This is a genomic window from Shewanella sp. ULN5 (genome assembly GCF_030731885.1).
In the GTDB taxonomy this organism is placed as follows: Bacteria; Pseudomonadota; Gammaproteobacteria; order Enterobacterales; family Shewanellaceae; genus Shewanella; species Shewanella holmiensis.
On record NZ_JAPJEE010000001.1, the window covers coordinates 24,967 to 44,694 of the forward strand.

Sequence of the window (19,728 nt, forward strand, 5' to 3'; positions counted from 1 at the left end):
TATTAAAAACATACAACTAGAACAAAATAGTGCGCACAGCACAACAAATAAGAGACAGAATATGAACTTGCTTGAGCTAACAATTAAACAAAAAATCGCATTGGGTTTCGCCACCATTGGTGTGTTACTTCTTGCTGGAAGTAGCTTTTTTTATCGTTCGCTAAACCAAATTCAAACAGCTAACACTAATATTGAAACCTTAGCCCAGCCAGTGCAAAGCCAAAGCAATTCACTTCAACTCAGTTTATTGAAAATGGTTAAAACGGGGAGTTTGGCCTTTTCTCAAACAGGCAATGCTAATATCAGTGCTAACTTTAACCAATTTAAACAGTTAGAAAAAGAATATGCCGCCACTTTTAATGATCTTGCCAATAAAGTTGCCGATCAGCCTAATATGAAACAGGCGTTGGACAATGTTACCCAACAATATGACCAATATCGTCAGCAGACAGAACGAATGTTCAATGCGAAATTAACGATTGAACAAACTCGAGAAGATTATCAAAAGCAATTCCAACAGTTTCTGACCATCAAAGATAAAGCCAGTAATAGCATGATAGATCTGGAAATGATTGATGCTGGCGATGATGTTCGCCTGCTTGAAGAAGTTATCGGTACAGGGACAAGATTAGACGACACTATTTATAATATGGGCAATATTATGGCTGAAGTCGCGCGCTTTACAGACTTAAAAAGTGTCGATAACCATCAGCAAGATGTCATGATGATGGTCAGCAGTATAGAGAGCAATTTTCAGTTTTTAACTCAGCAAGCTTCCACATTACCTGCTGGTGATTTACTGGCCATTTTTGCCGAACAATTTAATCAAATGAAAACCTTATTAGACTCACCAGGTACACTTTATGAAAGCCAACGTAAGGTGGTTGAGGTAATTAAACAGTCTGAAATGGCTTATGAGCAATCTAATCAATACTTTGAATCAAGCTTTTCTGAACTGAACAAGCTTATCACCCTCGCGGATAAACGTTTTGGTGATTACCAACTTGCCGCCTCACATGAAGTGAGTACCGCCCAGACACTCGCAATTGGTCTGGCGGTAATTTTTATTGCTCTTGCTATCATTATTTACTATTTCACATCTAAGGCGATGCTCGGTCCTTTGCAAGCGGTCAACAAAGCATTATCACGTATTGCCAGTGGTGATTTATCGAGAAGGCTTGATAAACGTAATAATGATGAGTTTGGTGAGTTAATGGATAACATTAACAAGCTCTCCGACGATTTAACCTCCTTGCTGCAAGATATCAGCCGAGATGCGCATTTACTTGATGAGTCAGCAATTAGATCTCAAGCTCAGGGGGAGCAAATAGCCAACTCGGCGAGTCATCAGATTGGTCAAATCAACCAAGCAAAGCGGTTAGCGGAGCAAATTCACCACAGTTCCAGTTTAGTGAATGAACAAGCCAGTGAATCTGCCAATCATATTAGCTTAGCCTCTTCGCAGGGTAAGCAGGTAAAAGAGATTGCTGATGATAACCGCGATAGAATTGAGCAGTTATCGATGGGCTTAAGTCACTCAGTAGATACCATGAACAACCTCAGCCAGCACAGTGATAACATTGGCGGTATTTTAGTGACCATTAGTGCTATTGCAGATCAAACTAACCTACTTGCTTTGAATGCTGCCATTGAAGCTGCCCGAGCAGGCGAACATGGTCGCGGTTTTGCTGTTGTCGCCGATGAAGTGCGTTCGCTTGCGTCAAGAACCCAATCTTCAACCGCTGAAATTCAAAATATGATCACCGCTTTACAGCATGAAACAACCAATGCAGTTAAAGCCATTTCAAAAGGCCAATCTGACGCTAACCAATGTGTTGCACAAAGCCAATCGTTACATGATGCAATTGAACAAATTGAATCGGCTTTACTGACGATTAACAAAATGAGCCAGGGAATTAATCAAGCAGCACATGAACAGGTTAATTTTAGTGAGCAAATTGAACACACTATGACTATAACCGCTGAGTCTGCTGAAACTAATGCACAGGAGTCATCAGCAATGGCCAAACGCAGCCAAGAATTGAATCAGCTGGCGCACTCACTCACGGCTTCAGTTGAAAGATTTAAACTTTAATCTCTCAATCTTATTTGTTTTTCTGCTAGCTAAGAAAAAATGATGGCGAACTGTTGTGACTTAATTGCTGTTGTCCATCCAGTCGTATTAATCACGACCTTTTATTATGGTGTAATACACTTTAATCGGTTGCATTGACAAATGTCCGTTTGCTTACAAAACTCACATCGGCTGTTGAGCTGATGAGCTGATGACTCTGAGCTCAAATTTACACAAAAGTCACACGTTTAGAGTATGTTAGCTAACAATAACCGATTAGAATGATTGAAGGTAAATAAAAAAGTCGAATTAAACCTTATGTCTAATTCGACTTAATCTTTTTCTTGCGATCAGATTTTTAATCCCACAAAAACTCTCTGAAATGTTTGCGGCAAACTGACTCGTAAGATTCGTTACCACCAATAGCCACCTGCTCGCCTTCTTTCATTGGTTTGCCCTCGCCATCTAGGCGCACAACCATATTGGCTTTACGGCCACAATGGCAAATGGTTTTCAGCTCAACAAGCTTATCGGCCCAGGCCAAAAGATACTGGCTACCAGTAAATAATTCGCCTTGGAAATCATTACGCAATCCGTAACACAACACCGGAATATCGAGAATGTCGACAACATAGGTTAGTTGCTTAACCTGGGCTTTAGACAGAAATTGGCTTTCATCAATCAACACACAATGAATATGCTTTTGTTGATGAGATTGTGAAATCATCTCACTAAGATCATCATGACTTGCAAAAACCTGAGCATCGGTTTCGATACCAATTCGTGATGCCACTTTACCTACGCCATAACGATCATCAATTGATGCTGTCATAACTAGAGTGTGCATACCACGTTCACGGTAATTATAAGAAGATTGTAATAGCGAGGTCGATTTGCCCGCGTTCATTGATGAATAATAGAAATACAGTTGTGCCACAAGAAATTCCAATATTTTTGCTTTGCTAAATTCTACTCGTTTAATACCAAACTTCACAAACAAAAATGCCGCACAATGTTAATTGTGCGGCATTTTATATCCATCAAATCGCTTATCGGCGAGTATAAATCATTAGTCCTGCTACTGTGATGGCAAACACCAGACTACAGGCTAGAAAGCCACTCATGATGGAACCGGTAAATCCAAGTACCGAATAGCCAACAATGCTGATAAAGGCAACAATTAATGCATATGGCAGCTGCGTAATTACATGGTCAATATGATGACAACTTGCACCTGTTGAAGACAAAATAGTTGTATCAGAAATAGGAGAGCAATGGTCACCAAATACCGCTCCAGCTAATACGGCTGATAACATGGGTAACATCATAGTCGAGTCGCTACCCATCGCCATATCTGCTGCAATTGGCAGCATAATGCCAAAGGTACCCCAACTTGTGCCCGTTGAAAAAGCAGTAATCCCCGCAAGAATAAACAGCACCACAGGCAGCAATTCAAAAGGTATCGCGCCAGTGACTAAACTGGCCATGTATTTACCGGTTTCCAATTGGCCAATAACCCCTGCAATCGACCATGCAAACAGCAGAATATAAATTGCAGGTAACATTGAGCGAGCACCAGCAACGACGCCCTGTAAGACCAAGCGGATTGCTAGCTTTTGCATAAAAGCCAGCACCAAAGTCACTATAAAACCAACAATAGAACCGTAAAATAATGATTGGCTAACAGCGGTGTTTTCGAACGCGCCCAAAACATCAAAGGGCTTACCATCTGCGGCTAATGCATCGGCACCACTGCTTATCATAAAGTAAACAGTCGCGGCAATTAACGCTAAAATGGGTAAAAACAGTCCAATAATTTTACCTGTATCGGCCTCTGGTAAGTCTGGATTTGCACCAGGCGGTAAACCTTTAGACTCATCATAAAGCTCACCTTTTTGCGCCTTTAATTCATGCTGGCGCATTGGGCCAATATCCAGACCAAAGATGGCCACGCATAATAAAAGTAACAAGGCGAAGATAGCGTAAAAGTTCATTGGGATCATCTGCACAAATACACTTAGATGACCAGAATCGGTAAATCCATGCGCAGTTAAAATACCGCCTATCAGTGCAATAATATACGCGCCCCAACTTGATATGGGTGATATCACGCACACAGGCGCTGCGGTCGAATCTAATAGGTAAGCCAGTTTTGCCCTCGAGATATGGTATCTATCGGTTATCGGTTTAGAAATAGACCCTACAACTAAACTATTGAAGTAATCATCGATAAAAACCACGCAGCCCAAAAACATTGTCATCAGTTTAGCATCGCGTTTACTGCGAATACGGTCTTTAGCCCAATCAGCAAACGCGCGAGATGCCCCGCTCACGGTGATCAACGCGGTGATCATGCCTAACATGATCAAAAAACCTAAAATTTGTAAATTCCAACTGTTTAATGCGCCATCATCCCAAAGGAGGCCTGTGACGGTTTCAACTAAAAATGTGCTTGTGTCCCCTAATGAGAACTGTGTGAGCAACAATGCGCCCACTAGAATACCGACGCCAAGCGACAACAATACTTTACGAGTAACAATCGCTAAAATAATTGCGATTGCAGGGGGGAGCAGTGACAGTGCCGAATCGGCATGACTTAGTACGTTCATTATTTATTCTTCGTGTGTGTACGAATGGAGGGCGACTGAACCGGTGCAAAGCAAAATAACGCTAAGGAACACCTGTCCTATCAGTAGCGCTCCATAGTAATTTATCTTTGTCATCCCGACAAAAAATACTATGGCAGTAAGGTACCTATTCGGTAACCATACCAGCTGTTAAGTTTGATAACGGTAACAACTTCGGCACTGAATCCTTTCAAGCTAGATCACAGGCATCACCCTAACTAACTCTACTCTTATTCAGCGCACCTCTACTTAAAAGGGCAAAAAAGCGTGCACATGAAAACATAGCGGCGATGGGGTTGCCACCCCATCGCCGCGTATTGTGACAAAAGTCACATTTACAGTAAATTATTTAGTGCGGGGATAGCATCAAATAAGTCTGCTTCTAGACCATAATCTGCCACTTGAAAAATTGGCGCTTCTGGATCTTTGTTAATAGCAACAATCACTTTAGAGTCTTTCATACCTGCAAGATGTTGGATGGCACCCGAAATACCCACAGCAATATATAGGTCAGGGGCTACAATCTTGCCTGTTTGGCCGACTTGTAAATCATTGGGTACAAAGCCTGCATCCACTGCAGCACGTGATGCACCAACGGCTGCACCTAACTTATCGGCTAATTGCTCAAGAATTGCAAAGTTCTCACCGCTTCCCATACCACGGCCGCCAGACACTATGATACCGGCATTGCCTAATTCAGGACGTGCTGATTCAGTGAGTGTTTGCGAGACAAACTCAGTACGCGCATCAAGAGCATCACCCACAGAAACTAATGCTGCGCTACCCGTTGAAGCAACAGCATCAAACGCACTTGAGCGAACTGTCATCACTTTTTTCGCATCTAAACTTTGTACTGTGGCAAGCGCATTACCCGCGTAAATTGGGCGAATAAACGTATCAGCACTTTCAATCCCAATAACTTCAGATATTTGCGCAACATCTAATAATGCCGCAACACGCGGTAAGGTATCTTTACCTACGCTCGATGCAGCAGATAAGATATGTGAATAATCAGCTGATAAGCCAATAATTAACTTGCCTAGGTTTTCAGCTAAGTGATTTGCATACACAGCCGAATCAGCAACAATCACCTTCGTTACACCCGTTAATGCTTGCGCAGTTTTGGCCGCTTCAGCGCATTGATGACCTGCCACTAGCACATGAATATCACCTCCAATTGCAGATGCAGCGGCAACCACTTTTGCAGTATCCGCTTTCAAATGCGCATTATCGTGTTCTGCTAAAACTAAAATGCTCATATTAGATCACCTTCGCTTCGTTTCTTAATTTTTCGACAAGTTCTTCTACTGAAGACACCATAATACCGGCTTTACGTTCAGCAGGTGGCGTGACTTTTAGAACAGTTTGATGAGCCTTTAACGTTACACCTAAATCAGCAATTGTATGCACATCTAACGGTTTACGTTTCGCTTTCATAATGTTTGGTAAGGACGCATAACGCGGTTCATTTAAACGTAAATCAACAGAAACAACAGCAGGCAATGGCATTTTTAAGGTTTGTAATCCACCATCAATTTCACGGGTCACGACAATGTTGTCGCCTTCAACTTTTACTTCAGAAGCAAAAGTAGCCTGCGGCATATCAGCTAGAGCAGCCATCATTTGGCCAGTTTGGTTGTTATCGCCATCAATAGACTGTTTACCAAAAACCACTAATTGTGCTTGTTCTTTTTGTTGCACAGCCAACAGTAATTTTGCAATTGATAATGGCACAAGCTCTTCATCAGTTTCGACATGTATAGCGCGATCTGCGCCTAATGCCATGGCTGTTCTTAATTGTTCTTGCACAGCTTTGGTGCCAACACTCACCACAACCACTTCAGTGGCGATGCCTGCTTCTTTTAGGCGGACAGCTTCTTCGACAGCGATTTCACAAAATGGATTCAAAGCCATTTTAAGATTAGCGGTATCAACATTTGAATGATCAGCTTTTACCCTGACCTTTACATTGGCATCAACGACGCGCTTTACAGGCACCAATACTTTCATAGGGTTTCCTTCCTACACCTTGTCTATGGACAACACATTGGCCAATGCCAATGCAAGATAACTCAACTTTACGACCTGTTAACGTTAACGTCAACCTAAGTTAAACGCTTGTTTGAAAAATATAACACAAAACTGGCAAGGAAAAGTAACAATGACTCAAACTAGTTCCATTTACTGGCTATAAATAGCCCGTTTTTAAATCATTTCATAAAATAAGCTTATTTTTGATAAATTAAATTGATCAAGGTCGAATAAGTTTCTATTATTGTGGGTATTAATAAAAATAAGTTTTATTAATTGTTATTAGCTAAGTTGAATGCACTGCAAAATAAAAACATCAATGATAATTTTTACGGTTAAAAGTTATTGATGTTTATTTAAGTCGTTATTAACAATTATTTACTCCAGTTAATTAACATTCTATACGGTATAGCATCATTCAATAATGTAGTAACAAATATAATTTATTCAAATTCCATTTGATTTAGGACGCTTAACATTATGAGTGATTTTTTAGATATTTTAACCCATGGCCGTCGTTTTAAAGCTGCAGTTAAAGAACTGAGCATTGAAGATTTACGCGACTTAGCCGTAAAGCTTGATAAAGTGATTGTTGAACGTGAAGAAGAAGCAAAAGCTGATGAAGCCGCTAATGCTGAACGTAATGCACGTATTGCAGAGATCCTTGCTCAAATTGAAAATAGCGGACTATCAATTGAAGATTTAGGCGAAGTCACTGCCACTAGATCTGCCCCAAAGAAACGTGCTCCACGTCCAGCCAAATATCAAATTACTGTTGATGGCGAATTAATTCAGTGGACTGGTCAAGGGCGTATGCCAACCGTATTCAAAAAAGAAGTCGATGCGGGTAAGTCTATGGATAGTTTCTTAATTCCTGGTATGGAATAAACTGTCCAATAGCTTCATATAAAACGCTTACTTTGGTAAGCGTTTTTTTATCCATCGCATTGAAGGTTTGCTTTCGCCTCAAATAAGAACAGAGTAAACTGTTATCAAATTGAATTAAGTGAGCTGACTAATGTCCTCTTCCCAACTAAAAATGTTATCCATCTGTTCATTTGCATTATTATTAACCGCTTGTGCTGGTGATTATGCCTTCAATAGTAATCTTGATGGTAAAGCGATTGATGAGTATTTCAAAGTGGGTGATGTCGCACTTTACGAAGGAGACATATTACCAAAAGGGCGCTATTCAGTTATTGGCTTAGCTGAAGGCGAAATTTGCCAGGATGTGATAAATGGTGCTCCAGCATCGATTGAAGATGCACGTACAGAAGCCCGAAAAAAAGCGGCTGATATGGGCGCAAACGGTCTTATTATCAAGCAATGCCTTGTTATCGAAGAGCAAGAGGCGGGTTGCTTTACTCGTAGCTTATGTGTCGGGCAAGCCATAAAACGCGCTCAGGTAGAGTAACGTTTTTCTTTTTTGTTTAGCCAAAATAGATTCCATTTTGGCTGACTTTTTCTCAAGTTGATCTGTGCCATGTTTACATCTCAAATTAATGCAGTGGCAGTGTGCCGAACCCCTTATAAGCAAAAATTCGGCATCCCTCGCCAACCAGGTTTAGTCGATGTCAAAGGCTACGTTGAATTAGTCCCAGAGCTAAACAACCTCGATGCCATTAGAGGCATTGAACAGTATTCACACCTTTGGTTGCTGTTCTGTTTTCACGAAAATCTCGCCCAAGGTTGGAAAACGACAGTTCGCCCGCCCCGCCTTGGTGGTAATGAAAAATTAGGTGTATTTGCCACTCGTTCAACATTTCGGCCCAATGGCATTGGACAATCTGTGGTTAAATTGCATGGCGTTGTTCAGCGTAAGGGAAAAGTCTGCCTAGAAATATCCGGGATGGATTTATTAGATGGCACACCTATTATTGATATAAAACCTTATATTCCTTTTTCTGATGCTATTCTCAATGCTAAAGGCGGAATTGCTCACGATGCGCCAGAATTAATTAATGTCAGTTTTGCCCAAACAGCACAAATACAATTAGCTTCATTGACGCAAAATGATAAATACCCTCAGCTGCAATCGTTAATATCTGCAGTACTTGCGCAAGACCCTAGACCCGCTTATAAAAAAGCCAAATTGGATCCCAAAATATACCAAGTCGCGCTGTACGATCTCGATATATTTTGGCAAGTCATCGACCAAGAAATTGTTGTAATAGAATTAAAGCCTACTACATTGACATTACTGGACGATTAAACCCATTTATTTCAAATGAATATTGTTTAAATTTCATACTGAGGGGGATATTTAATGGCATCACTTGATTACCAAAAGCAGCATAAAAAAAGGCTGTCTTGGATGCCTTGGCTTTATTTCTCATTAAAACCGAAACTACTTGAATGGGCGATCCCCTGGCAACAGGAAATTCAACAAACATTAGCGCAATTAGAAACGATCAATATCGGCGAATACTGTTTTATTGCCCCTGAAGCAGAATTGTTTGCTGAGCCCGGTCGAGACATAGTGATAGGTAATAAATGCATGATTGCTGCAGATGTTTTTATGCATGGTCCTATCACGTTAGGCAATGAAGTGGCTATAAACCATGGTTGCAGTTTAGATGGCGGAAGAACGGGGATCACAATAGGTTCTCAAACCCGAATCGCTAATAATGTCACCATTTATGCATTTAATCACGGCATGTCTCCGAACGCCCCTATCTATGAGCAGCCCGTCACTTCTAAAGGCATTGTAATAGGCCAAGATGTATGGATTGGCGCACAAGCTGGAATTGTAGATGGTGTAAGTATTGGTGACCATGCCGTTATTGGTATGGGTTGTATTGTCACTAAAGATGTACCAGCTTACTCCATTGTTGCAGGTAACCCAGCCAAAGTGATTGGAGATAGGCGTAAAAAATAAAGTACAGGCTATGAAAGGCTCGATAAATTAACCTTCTAATCCAGTAATAATCAGGTGACATAAGCGCTTCAAGTGCTAAAATGGCGCTCATTGACTTTTATTAAAATGGAAACTGGAATGCGAGTTAGTAAGTACCTGCTTTCAACACAAAAAGAAACTCCTGCTAATGCAGAGGTGATTAGCCATCAATTAATGCTACGTGCCGGCATGATCCGTCGCAATGCTTCTGGTTTATATAGTTGGTTGCCGTCAGGTTTACGCGTACTTCGTAAAGTTGAAGCTATCGTGCGTGAAGAAATGAATAACGCAGGTGCTATTGAAATTCTGATGCCTTTAGTTCAGCCAGCTGACCTATGGGTAGAAACAGGTCGTTGGGAAAAATTCGGCCCTGAATTACTTCGCTTTCAAGATCGCCATAACCGCGACTTCGTTTTAGGCCCAACTCACGAAGAAGTGATCACTGACTTAGTCCGTAAAGAGTTAAGCTCATACAAACAATTACCGCTTAACCTCTATCAAGTGCAAACTAAATTCCGTGATGAGGTTCGCCCTCGTTTTGGTGTAATGCGTGCTCGTGAATTTTTAATGAAAGACGCATACTCATTCCATTTAGATCAGCAAACCATGGATGAAACCTATCAATCCATGTATACCGCTTATAGTAATATTTTAAGCCGTATGGGATTAGAATTTCGCCCAGTTCTTGCTGATACTGGCTCAATTGGTGGCAGTGTTTCCCATGAGTTCCATGTACTAGCAAATAGTGGTGAAGATTTAATCGCCTATTCGACTGGCAGTGATTATGCCGCTAACATTGAGAAAGCTGAGTCACCAATGCCGACGCAAACTCGTCAAGCTCCGACTCAAGAGCTAAAGTTAGTCGACACCCCTAATGCTAAAACTATTGCAGAATTAGTGGAGCAATTTGGTTTAGCCATCACTCAAACCGTTAAAACATTAATCGTTAAAGGTGCTGCTGAAGATGCACCTTTAGTGGCATTGGTTGTACGTGGCGATCACGAGTTAAATGAAATCAAAGCAGACAAACTTGAAGCCGTTGCTTCACCTTTAGAGTTTGCAACTGAAGCAGAAATTCGTGCAGCTATTGGCGCAGGCCCAGGCTCTCTTGGTCCTGTAGGATTAAGCATGCCTATCATTATCGATCACAGTGTTGCAGTATTAAGTGACTTCGCAGCGGGTGCAAATCAGGATGATAAGCACCTATTTGGCATTAACTGGGAGCGTGATCTACCGCTAGCAACTTCAGCAGACATTCGTAATGTGGTTGAAGGTGAGCCAACACCAGATCATTTAGGCACATATGCAATGGCTCGAGGTATTGAAGTTGGCCATATTTTCCAATTAGGCACCAATTATTCAAAATCAATGAATGCAACTGTGCTTGACGAAAATGGAAAAGCACAAGTGTTATTAATGGGTTGTTACGGTGTCGGTGTCAGCCGTATTGTTGCCGCGGCAATTGAACAGAACCATGATGACCGTGGTATTATTTGGCCTGAAGCGATTGCCCCATTCCAAGTCGGTATTTTACCGATGAATATGCACAAGTCTCATCGCGTAGCAGAAATTGCTGAAAAACTTTATGCTGACTTACAAGCTAAAGGTATTGAAGTATTAATGGATGACCGTAAAGAACGCCCTGGTGTGATGTTTGCGGATATGGAACTGATTGGTTTACCACATGTTGTTGTTATTGGTGACCGCAATATCGACGAAGGTGTATTTGAATATAAAAATCGTCGTACCGGTGAAAAACAAAATATTCCTTTCGATGATATTATTGATTTTTTAACCGCATCGAATTAAGTTTTATTCAATTAAAAAATTGATATTAAAAAACGCACTTTAACGTGCGTTTTTTTATTGTTGCTTTATGTAAATATCAATCTCAAGCCCTTGATTAACTTCTGAAATTAACTCTAACCTGCCGCCTAATTTCTGGGTTACCAAGTTATATACAATCGACATTCCCAAGCCGGTACCACCTGCACTCCTGGCTGTAGTAAAAAAAGGTTCAAATATTCTCTCCTTGGCTTCTTTTGACAATCCTTTGCCATTATCTTTATAAAACATTTTAATTTCATCACCACATAATTGTGCGCCTAGAGTAATGATTTTGTTACCAGTAAAATCTTCTGGATAAGCGTGGCGAAAACAGTTAGATACAAGGTTAGTAAAAATTTGCGCAATCGCCCCAGGATAAGAATCAACCATAATTGAATCAGCCAGCTGAATATCCAATTGAATATTTTGTTTACGCGTTAAAGGCCTTAAGGGAGTTGATATTTGTTCTAAATACTCAGTTAAATTGAAATATTCTTTTTCAAGGGTAAGTTGATCTGCAGCAGTGCGTTTAAAGTTATGCACTAACTCAGCGGCTCTTGATAAATTCCGTTCAATCAATAATAAGCCATCTGTCATCGTTTCAATAAAATACTGAAACTCTTTTTCGTCTAACTCACCCGCTAAAAATTGTTTCTTAAGCTTATTTAGCTCATCAATACAATGACTGGTTGAAGTAACTGAAATACCCAGTGGAGTATTCACTTCATGCGCCACACCAGCCACTAAATTACCCAATGCGGCTAACTTCTCACTTTCAATCAAACTGGCTTGTGTCGTTTTAAGGTGTATTAATGCTTGCTGTAATTCATCGGTTCTTTGAGCCACTTTGCTTTCAAGCTCACCGTTGAGTTTCTCCAACAAAACTTGGTGACTTCTTACTTCATTGGCGTTAACCGCGCGACCATATAAATCTGCCAACGAACCAACAAACACTTCTTCATCTCGGCTCCATTTTTTTAGCTCACCACGGTGTTCACAGCAAATAATGCCAATCATTTTCCCCGCATGACGAATGGGACTATCCAACATAGAAACAATGCCTTGCGGCTTTAAATAAACATCGGTAAATTCAAGTGTTGCCGAGTGTCGATGTGCATCTGACGCCGAAATAACACGTTCAGAGTCTAAGGCATGAAAATAGTTAGGAAAGTGTTCACGTGTTAAAATTATATTGTCTTGGCGAGTCGCGTTATCTAACAATAAAAAGCACTCAATAGACTGCTTATCTTCTGCAAGCAACCAAATACCGGCACGTTCAATATTCAACCCAAGGCAGATTGATTCAATGATCAATTGTGAAGCACTGTGCAAATCACCTTGATCTATTAGTTCAGATTGACTGACTTTGAATAAGACTTTCTCAAGTGAATGATGCATATCTAGTGGACTTCATCTGCACTATCAGGCATTTGACGCTGGATTTCAATAAATCGGTCCATCAATGCCAAACTAGCGTCACACATGACAGGATCAAATTGTTTACCCGATTGCTCATTCAAATACTCAATCACTTTTTCCGCAGGCCAAGCTGGTTTGTAACTGCGTTTAGAAAGAAGTGCATCAATAACATCAACAATGGCCATTATCCGCCCTTCTACTGGGATATCTTCACCCACAAGACCTCTAGGGTAGCCTTGCCCATCCCATCGCTCATGATGGGTATAAGCTATTCTGGCGCCCATTTTGGCAATAATACGGTTTGATGCAGCAAGCAAGTTATAACCTTTTTCAGCATGGGTTTTCATAATTTGCCATTCATCATCGGTCAGTTTACCAGGCTTGTGTAGAATACTTTCAGGAATACCAATTTTACCGACATCATGAAGCGGTGCGGCATAGCGGATCGTTTCGATGAAATCGAGGCTTTGATCAAGGTATTCAGCTAATATTTCACTCATTAATGCAACACGTCTAACATGTGCGCCGGTTTCTTTACTGCGCTGCTCTATGGCATCACCAATGATTAAAATAAGTTCTTTTTGAGTTTGTTGGACGTTTTCTTTACCGGATAAGTTTTCAAATGTGAGACTCACATTGGCAGCAAAGAGCTCAAGGATCCTCACTTGTAGCGGAGTTAAAGCAGCATTATGCTCTAAATATAAAATGCTGGTGACATCATTACCAAACTCGTAGAAACCCACATAAATGTTGTCATGCACTATGGATTTTTTAAGTGCAATAGCTTCAATTATGTATTCTTTTACATCACCGGGTAATGCCTCAACGCTGTCAATTTCAGAATAACTGACCATCTCACCGGTTGCGGCTAACAAATTCATTTGAGTGTCGTGGTATAAATCCTCATGATAGCTGGTGAGGTATAAAGCCGAGCTATTCAAGCTAAGCAGCTGCAAGGTTTGCTCTAAAACCGCGCTACCAAAATGATGCAGTGTATGACTACGCAGCACAGAAGAGGAAGCTGAAATCACCTTTTCCATACCACGCTGGCTTTGTTCAATGATTTTAATGTCACGGTATGAACGCAGAGAAGTATAAACACAGGATTTTAATTTTGCCGCGGTCAGTTCTGTTTTAGCTTTGTAATCGTTAATATCAAAATCTCGTATCACCCTTTCTTCTGGTGCACTTCCTGGCTGTCCGGTCCTTAATATTATTCGCGTGCTATGATTATTAAGTTCACCACGAATACGCTCAATTAAATCGAGTCCAGCATGATCATTTTCCATCACAACATCGACAAACGCTAACGCGATATCTTGCTCATCACGCAGAAGTTCAAAACCCTCTTGGCCGCTAAAGCAAGAATAAAATGCTAATCCACGGCCATCTAAATTAAATTGACTTAACGCAAATTTGGTAACCTCGTGGATCCCTGGCTCATCATCAATGATGACGACTTTCCATGGGGGCAGATGAACACGAGATTTAATTTCCGCGTCATTGTCCTTTGGCATATCAGCAGATTTTCTAAACAGGGCCAATGGAGATTCCTTACTGTTACTCTATCTATTCAGGGTTATTGTTATAAAATGTGAAACGAAGATTTATTATTTTTATTATCTACCCCTAAGTTAATAGCTGATAAATCGCACACTTGTCAAAGAAAAGTTAACGGATTGAAAAGATATATTTTCATTAGTTTATTAAAGAATTAGTCTAGAGATACTTATCCGACTAGTCTGAAAAGTTAAAACAAGACATACTATTTAAAAAGCATAATTTAAAAGGATTGAATGATACCGTGTCGATTGGACTTGTACTTGGTGGCGGCGGTGCCCGCGCAGCATATCAAATAGGGGTATTAAAAGCGCTAGTGCAGTTATACCCCAGAAACCAGCACGTTCCCTTCAGTATTATTTGCGGTACATCTGCCGGTGCAATAAATGCGACCTCACTAGCAACCCACGCGGCATGTTTTCACCTTGGTGTGAAAAAGTTAGATTGGGTTTGGCGTCATTTTGAAACCCACCAAGTATATGAGTCATCGGTATTTGGGGTCACTAAACACCTGATGAAAATGGCTATTAAAGGCTTACAGCATGACAAAATCAGTACAGATGCTGGCAGCTTATTAAACAATCAACCATTACGCGAATTACTTAACAAACTCATTGACTTTAAACGTATCGACAGAAACATTCACCTAGGTGCACTCGATGCGATTAGTGTAGATGCATCTTGCTATAACAACTCTATGTCATACAGTTTTTTTCACGGTAAACATTCAATCGAAAACTGGAAACGTGCCCGCAGACAAGGACAACGCAGTCAATTAAACACCGACCATTTGCTGGCTAGTTCAGCCATACCAATGGTGTTTCCATCAATAAAGTTAAATCGTGCATTTTTTGGTGACGGCTCCGTTCACCAATTATCTCCGTTATCCAGCCCAATCCATCTTGGTGCTACAAAACTATTTGTGATTAACTTAGATAGCCCGCATAAACAAGAAGATAAGCAACTCAAACATCACCCTAAAACGGCGACTATTGCAGGGCATTTACTTGATACTATTTTTTCTGACACCTTAAACAGTGATCTTGAACGCTTGCAGAGGGTCAATCACACATTGAGCCTAATATCTGATGAAGATAAAAATAAACTCAATCTACGTGAAATTGAAACTTTAGTCATTAAACCGAGTGAAGACTTAAGTGAAATCGCCGCACGTTACTATTTAGAAATGCCAATGGCTATTCGTCACTTATTAAAATTATTTGGAATTAATCAACAATCAGATTCAAGTATTGTGTCTTACTTACTGTTTGAAAAAGCCTATACCAGTGCATTGATCGATTTGGGGTATCAGGACGCGTTAGTTCAAATGGATGAAATTAAACATTTCTTCGATATTATTTAACAACATAAGCGACTATTAAAAAGTCATCTTTTTAGGCTTATGACTGTCATATTTTATTCATTTAAATTTGATAGGCTTAACCAAAGTGAGTTTACTGACTTTGACATGCAATTTATTTCACCAATCTGAGCTAAAAATTTCGCTTTAGATTTTAACTAACTTTAGGTAAAAAGAGCCTGTACCAATAGCGGTATTGTATTTTGGAAAGCTAAGAAATGGCACACACATTTGAATTTGATGAAGATGATGCACCTTGGGGTGACAACATAAAAGGAAAACCTAAGTCGAAGAAAGTGAAACAAAGACGCCGCGATACCAAGCGTCGTTACTTCGATGAAAATGCTGAAATGGAGTTTTCACCCGCTAATAAGTGGAAGTAAATTAACAGGGATATACCATCAAGTTTAAAAAGCAAGTTACAGCAAACTTGCTTTTTTATTGCCTAAAATTTAAAAACTGGCTTTACCTCCAATAAAAATGCCCTCTTGGAATGTGCTATTAGGCGCAGATTCAAAGTCAAACGATGATTTTCGATAGCCTACAAATATTGCCATATTGGGATTAAAGTGATATTGAGCTTTACCTTCATACTCAAAATAGCCAGACGAATCAGCAAAAGATAATACTGATGGGGCATAATAAGCCGCTACATTTAGTGTGGTATTTTTGGCTATTTGTAATCCATATTCCCCACCAACAGCCAGCACGGTGGCATTTGGGCCTTGATCCATCCATGCTTTTACAAATTTAGGACCCACTTCAAAAGAATGAGGACCGCTTTGATGTGCCATATGCATAGAAAACTGCACTAATTGGCCTTTATTGTCAGAGTAGGTATAACCTGCCCCCATATTGATATTTGGTGAAATATTAGTTTTCACATCAGCCGAAACAACATGCTCACTCACTTCAAAATTAAAATCGCCTGCAAATGCAGAAGTAGAAACACCGGCTAAAAACATTGCTGAAAAATAATACCTTTTCATAATCCCTCCTCACTTAGTTGATAGCTAAATGATACGTGAGACATTAAATAAAGCATTTAAAATCAAGCAATTGATTTATTTTAAAGCGGTATATACTCTTAAGTTGCACACCCTTTTTAAAAAGTTATAACAACCATCAACAAAAAAGGACCAATAGGTCCTTTTTGATCAATGACATTTAACGAGCGATTTATAAGTACAAAATGGTCGCTAAACCAAGAAATGTGAAAAAACCTACAACATCGGTCACTGTGGTTAAAATAACTGACCCAGATAAAGCCGCATCCTGATTAAACTTCTGTAGGATCATAGGTACCATTACGCCAGCAATTGCTGCCATAGCCATATTAATTAAAATGGCACAACCAATGATAATGCCCATGATGACGTCATCAAACCACCATCCTGCGATTAAACCAATAACTATGGCCCACAAAACACCATTTAATGCACCAATACCTAATTCATTTTTAAGTAAGGAGACGACGTTACCAGCGGAAATCTGACCCATTGCCATACCGCGGATCATCAATGTCAGTGATTGACTGCCTGCAATGCCGCCCATTGATGCAACAATTGGCATCAATACCGCTAAAGCCACTACTTGCGAAAGCACATTTTCAAATAAGCCAATCGTCGCTGAGGCTAAAAATGCGGTTAGAAGATTAATACCTAACCAAACGGCTCTTCTTCGAGCACCCACAATAATTGGCGCGAACAAGTCATCATCTTCGTCCATACCGGCTGTAGCCATCAGTTGCGATTCATAGTGCTCACGCACTAATGCCGTTGCTGTACGCAATGTCATACGGCCAATCAATGTCCCCTCATCATCAACTACAGGTAACTCTAGTTCACGACTGTGCTCAAGGGTTTCTGCTGACTCAATCAATGAGGAGTCAGCAGAAATCACTCGGCTATCAGGCCAAATTAACGCAGAAAGTAAACTGTCTGCATCGGCTTTAAATAAATCATACCGACGCACTGTGCCAACATATTTGTCGTTGGCATCCACTAAAAACAAGTGATCATTACAATCTAAATCAATTCGGCGAAAAAAACGTTGGCCTTGAGCAACAGTTGAGTCAGGATTTAATACCAACATTTGGTGATCGGCATAACGACCAATTTCATTCTCGTCATATTGGTCATAAAGTTCGAAGTGTTTACGTTGTCGCTCGCCCATCTGCGCTAAAGCGCGATCGGTAATACTATCAGGTAACGAGTCACTCCAATCAATCAGATCTTCAGGACTCAGTTGCGAGAACAGCAAATCCAATTCTTCATCGGGCATCTTTTTCAAAATGCCTAAACGAGGATCTGCACGCATCAAGTTTAAAACATCGACGCGCTCTTCTGGCTGAACTTGCTGCCAACGCTCATAACGTTCATCTAGCGGTAAAGATTCGAGTAGGATGGCAATTGTGCCGGCTTCAGCTTCATTTAGAATTTCACTGAACACTTCAGCTTGCTCTTCGCCCTCAGCTTCAGTCAGTTGTTGAACAACTTGACTCACCTCTATTTGTAATTGTGATGTAATGTCTTGTTCAGCTTCAGATATAAGTTCGTTCTTTAATTCTTCCATAAGCCCGCCCCTTATCTAATTAAGCGAATAATGCGCAGACTATATTGATATTTACCATGATAAGCAAATACATAAATTAAGTTGCACGCAACTTAATTGACCGATTTTAATTAACTCTTTATAGTGTTTAAAAACCATTAGAAAACCACAACAAACGTTTTAGGTTTACCTTTAACGGTTTACTGCTTGGTATCGACTATATTTGATATTACCAGTTTATGAGGAGCACAAAATGAGCGCAGAAATTTATCAATTTGACGTTAAAGATATTCAAGGAAATAACGTCAATATGGAAAACTTTAGAGGTAAAGTATTACTTATTGTCAATACAGCAAGTAAATGTGGTTTCACTCCGCAATATAAAGCATTAGAACAACTTTATCAGCAATATAAAGATAAAGGCCTAGTGATTTTAGGGTTTCCCTGTAATCAGTTTGGTAGTCAAGAACAAGGATCAGAAGCAGACATAAGCCAATTTTGCGAACTAAACTTTGGTGTCACCTTTCCTCTATTTAGCAAGATTGAAGTAAATGGTGATAATGCCGCACCACTTTATAATTACTTAAAGCAATCCGCTAAAGGGTTGTTAGGTAGTCAGTCAATTAAATGGAATTTCACAAAATTTTTAGTTGATACTCAAGGAAATGTTCTGGAACGATACGCTCCTACCACTAAACCAGAAGACTTAGCAGATAAAATTGCAACACTGTTGAAATAAATTATTTTCTAACAACATGAATTTTAAATGTATTTAAAATAAAATATTAAAAACTTTATTATCCTGAAATAATTTTCAATTATTTTTGAACTTTTAGATAGATGAACACTCAAATCTATTAACAGTGATTTTCACTTTGTTCATCATCTCCCTGGGACTTCTAGCGCGGTCCCCTTGATCTCTAAGTAGATCGATAGGCAATCATTTGATTGCCTTTTTTTATGGCTTTAAACTATAGAAAGTATAAAATTTAACCATAAAAAAACCACCTTTCGGTGGTTTAGTGTGGTATCCCATAGGGGATTCGAACCCCTGTTACCGCCGTGAAAGGGCGGTGTCCTAGGCCTCTAGACGAATGGGACGCCGAGATTTACTTATACTCAGTAAATAGAGTGAATACTCATTAATGTCTGTAGGCTAAACATTAACGCTATTTGTTGTTTCCAACAAAACTTGGTGGAGCTACACGGGATCGAACCGTGGACCTCTTCACTGCCAGCGAAGCGCTCTCCCAGCTGAGCTATAACCCCAAATTTCAGTCAATAGACACCAAAATTTTAAAATATGGTATCCCATAGGGGATTCGAACCCCTGTTACCGCCGTGAAAGGGCGGTGTCCTAGGCCTCTAGACGAATGGGACA

General features: G+C 40.2%; 17 protein-coding genes, 3 tRNA genes and 1 riboswitch. Of the genes, 9 read left to right on the forward strand and 11 right to left on the reverse strand.

All coding sequences use genetic code 11. The annotated features are described in order from the left end of the window. Positions 1–61 precede the first annotated feature (61 nt). The gene (locus ORI98_RS00070) at positions 62–2,095 is read left to right on the forward strand and encodes a methyl-accepting chemotaxis protein (RefSeq protein ID WP_306133793.1); all 2,034 of its coding nucleotides are present in this window, start codon (positions 62–64) and stop codon (positions 2,093–2,095) included. Positions 2,096–2,432: 337 nt separating this feature from the next. Here ORI98_RS00070 and ORI98_RS00075 read toward each other — a convergent pair whose 3' ends face one another. The 4 genes from ORI98_RS00075 to ORI98_RS00090 form a co-directional block, all read right to left on the reverse strand. After that, entirely contained in the window at positions 2,433–3,011 is a 579-nt protein-coding gene (locus ORI98_RS00075; RefSeq protein WP_306133794.1) for a thymidine kinase, read from the reverse strand. Between the two features lie 112 nt (positions 3,012–3,123). Further along, positions 3,124–4,683 carry a Na+/H+ antiporter NhaC family protein gene (locus tag ORI98_RS00080; RefSeq protein WP_261299716.1) on the reverse strand — a complete coding sequence of 520 codons (1,560 nt, stop codon included), beginning with the start codon at positions 4,681–4,683 and terminating at the stop codon, positions 3,124–3,126. 76 nt (positions 4,684–4,759) lie between these two features. Beyond that, a riboswitch (Lysine riboswitch) is annotated at positions 4,760–4,957 on the reverse strand. A 79-nt stretch (positions 4,958–5,036) separates the two neighbouring features. After that, positions 5,037–5,960: an electron transfer flavoprotein subunit alpha/FixB family protein gene (locus ORI98_RS00085; RefSeq protein ID WP_306133795.1), complete on the reverse strand. Its 924-nt coding sequence runs from the start codon at positions 5,958–5,960 to the stop codon at positions 5,037–5,039. A 1-nt stretch (position 5,961) separates the two neighbouring features. Next, positions 5,962–6,711 (reverse strand): electron transfer flavoprotein subunit beta/FixA family protein, encoded by a 750-nt coding sequence (locus tag ORI98_RS00090; RefSeq protein ID WP_261299718.1) that lies wholly within the window; start codon positions 6,709–6,711, stop codon positions 5,962–5,964. 501 nt (positions 6,712–7,212) lie between these two features. Between ORI98_RS00090 and ORI98_RS00095 the strand changes: the two genes are divergently transcribed. The 5 genes from ORI98_RS00095 to ORI98_RS00115 all read left to right on the forward strand — a co-directional run bounded on the left by ORI98_RS00095 (position 7,213) and on the right by ORI98_RS00115 (position 11,437). Beyond that, positions 7,213–7,620 carry an H-NS family nucleoid-associated regulatory protein gene (locus ORI98_RS00095; RefSeq protein WP_306133797.1) on the forward strand — a complete coding sequence of 136 codons (408 nt, stop codon included), beginning with the start codon at positions 7,213–7,215 and terminating at the stop codon, positions 7,618–7,620. A gap of 130 nt (positions 7,621–7,750) precedes the next feature. Further along, positions 7,751–8,146 carry an Rcs stress response system protein RcsF gene (gene rcsF, locus ORI98_RS00100; protein WP_261299720.1) on the forward strand — a complete coding sequence of 132 codons (396 nt, stop codon included), beginning with the start codon at positions 7,751–7,753 and terminating at the stop codon, positions 8,144–8,146. A gap of 69 nt (positions 8,147–8,215) precedes the next feature. Continuing rightward, positions 8,216–8,944 carry a tRNA (N6-threonylcarbamoyladenosine(37)-N6)-methyltransferase TrmO gene (gene tsaA, locus ORI98_RS00105; RefSeq protein ID WP_261299721.1) on the forward strand — a complete coding sequence of 243 codons (729 nt, stop codon included), beginning with the start codon at positions 8,216–8,218 and terminating at the stop codon, positions 8,942–8,944. 54 nt (positions 8,945–8,998) lie between these two features. Continuing rightward, entirely contained in the window at positions 8,999–9,610 is a 612-nt protein-coding gene (locus tag ORI98_RS00110; protein ID WP_306133798.1) for a DapH/DapD/GlmU-related protein, read from the forward strand. 117 nt (positions 9,611–9,727) lie between these two features. After that, positions 9,728–11,437: a proline--tRNA ligase gene (locus tag ORI98_RS00115; protein ID WP_261299723.1), complete on the forward strand. Its 1,710-nt coding sequence runs from the start codon at positions 9,728–9,730 to the stop codon at positions 11,435–11,437. A gap of 54 nt (positions 11,438–11,491) precedes the next feature. On the opposite strand, the gene ORI98_RS00120 is transcribed toward ORI98_RS00115, so the two are convergent. Together ORI98_RS00120 and ORI98_RS00125 are read right to left on the reverse strand one after the other, a co-directional pair. Further along, positions 11,492–12,853 carry a GAF domain-containing sensor histidine kinase gene (locus ORI98_RS00120; protein WP_306133800.1) on the reverse strand — a complete coding sequence of 454 codons (1,362 nt, stop codon included), beginning with the start codon at positions 12,851–12,853 and terminating at the stop codon, positions 11,492–11,494. 2 nt (positions 12,854–12,855) lie between these two features. Beyond that, entirely contained in the window at positions 12,856–14,418 is a 1,563-nt protein-coding gene (locus tag ORI98_RS00125) for a DUF3369 domain-containing protein (protein WP_306133801.1), read from the reverse strand. 260 nt (positions 14,419–14,678) lie between these two features. Between ORI98_RS00125 and ORI98_RS00130 the strand changes: the two genes are divergently transcribed. Together ORI98_RS00130 and ORI98_RS00135 are read left to right on the forward strand one after the other, a co-directional pair. Then, positions 14,679–15,797 (forward strand): patatin-like phospholipase family protein, encoded by a 1,119-nt coding sequence (locus tag ORI98_RS00130; protein WP_306133802.1) that lies wholly within the window; start codon positions 14,679–14,681, stop codon positions 15,795–15,797. Positions 15,798–16,012: 215 nt separating this feature from the next. Continuing rightward, a complete protein-coding gene (locus ORI98_RS00135; protein WP_261299727.1) occupies positions 16,013–16,177 on the forward strand; it encodes a small highly charged protein in 165 nt (54 codons plus the stop codon). A 69-nt stretch (positions 16,178–16,246) separates the two neighbouring features. Here the strand turns inward: ORI98_RS00135 and ORI98_RS00140 are convergent, their stop codons facing one another. Next, a complete protein-coding gene (locus tag ORI98_RS00140; protein WP_306133803.1) occupies positions 16,247–16,783 on the reverse strand; it encodes a YfaZ family outer membrane protein in 537 nt (178 codons plus the stop codon). A 190-nt stretch (positions 16,784–16,973) separates the two neighbouring features. Beyond that, complete coding sequence (locus ORI98_RS00145; protein ID WP_306133804.1) at positions 16,974–18,368, reverse strand: magnesium transporter; 1,395 nt, start codon at positions 18,366–18,368, stop codon at positions 16,974–16,976. Between the two features lie 232 nt (positions 18,369–18,600). Here ORI98_RS00145 and ORI98_RS00150 point away from each other — a divergent pair, with 232 nt between their 5' ends. Continuing rightward, entirely contained in the window at positions 18,601–19,086 is a 486-nt protein-coding gene (locus ORI98_RS00150; RefSeq protein WP_306133805.1) for a glutathione peroxidase, read from the forward strand. Positions 19,087–19,372: 286 nt separating this feature from the next. Here the strand turns inward: ORI98_RS00150 and ORI98_RS00155 are convergent. The 3 genes from ORI98_RS00155 to ORI98_RS00165 form a co-directional block, all read right to left on the reverse strand. Then, positions 19,373–19,448 (reverse strand) — tRNA-Glu (locus tag ORI98_RS00155). A gap of 92 nt (positions 19,449–19,540) precedes the next feature. Further along, positions 19,541–19,616: transfer RNA gene (locus tag ORI98_RS00160), tRNA-Ala, on the reverse strand. Positions 19,617–19,651: 35 nt separating this feature from the next. After that, positions 19,652–19,727: transfer RNA gene (locus ORI98_RS00165), tRNA-Glu, on the reverse strand. Position 19,728: the final 1 nt, after the last annotated feature.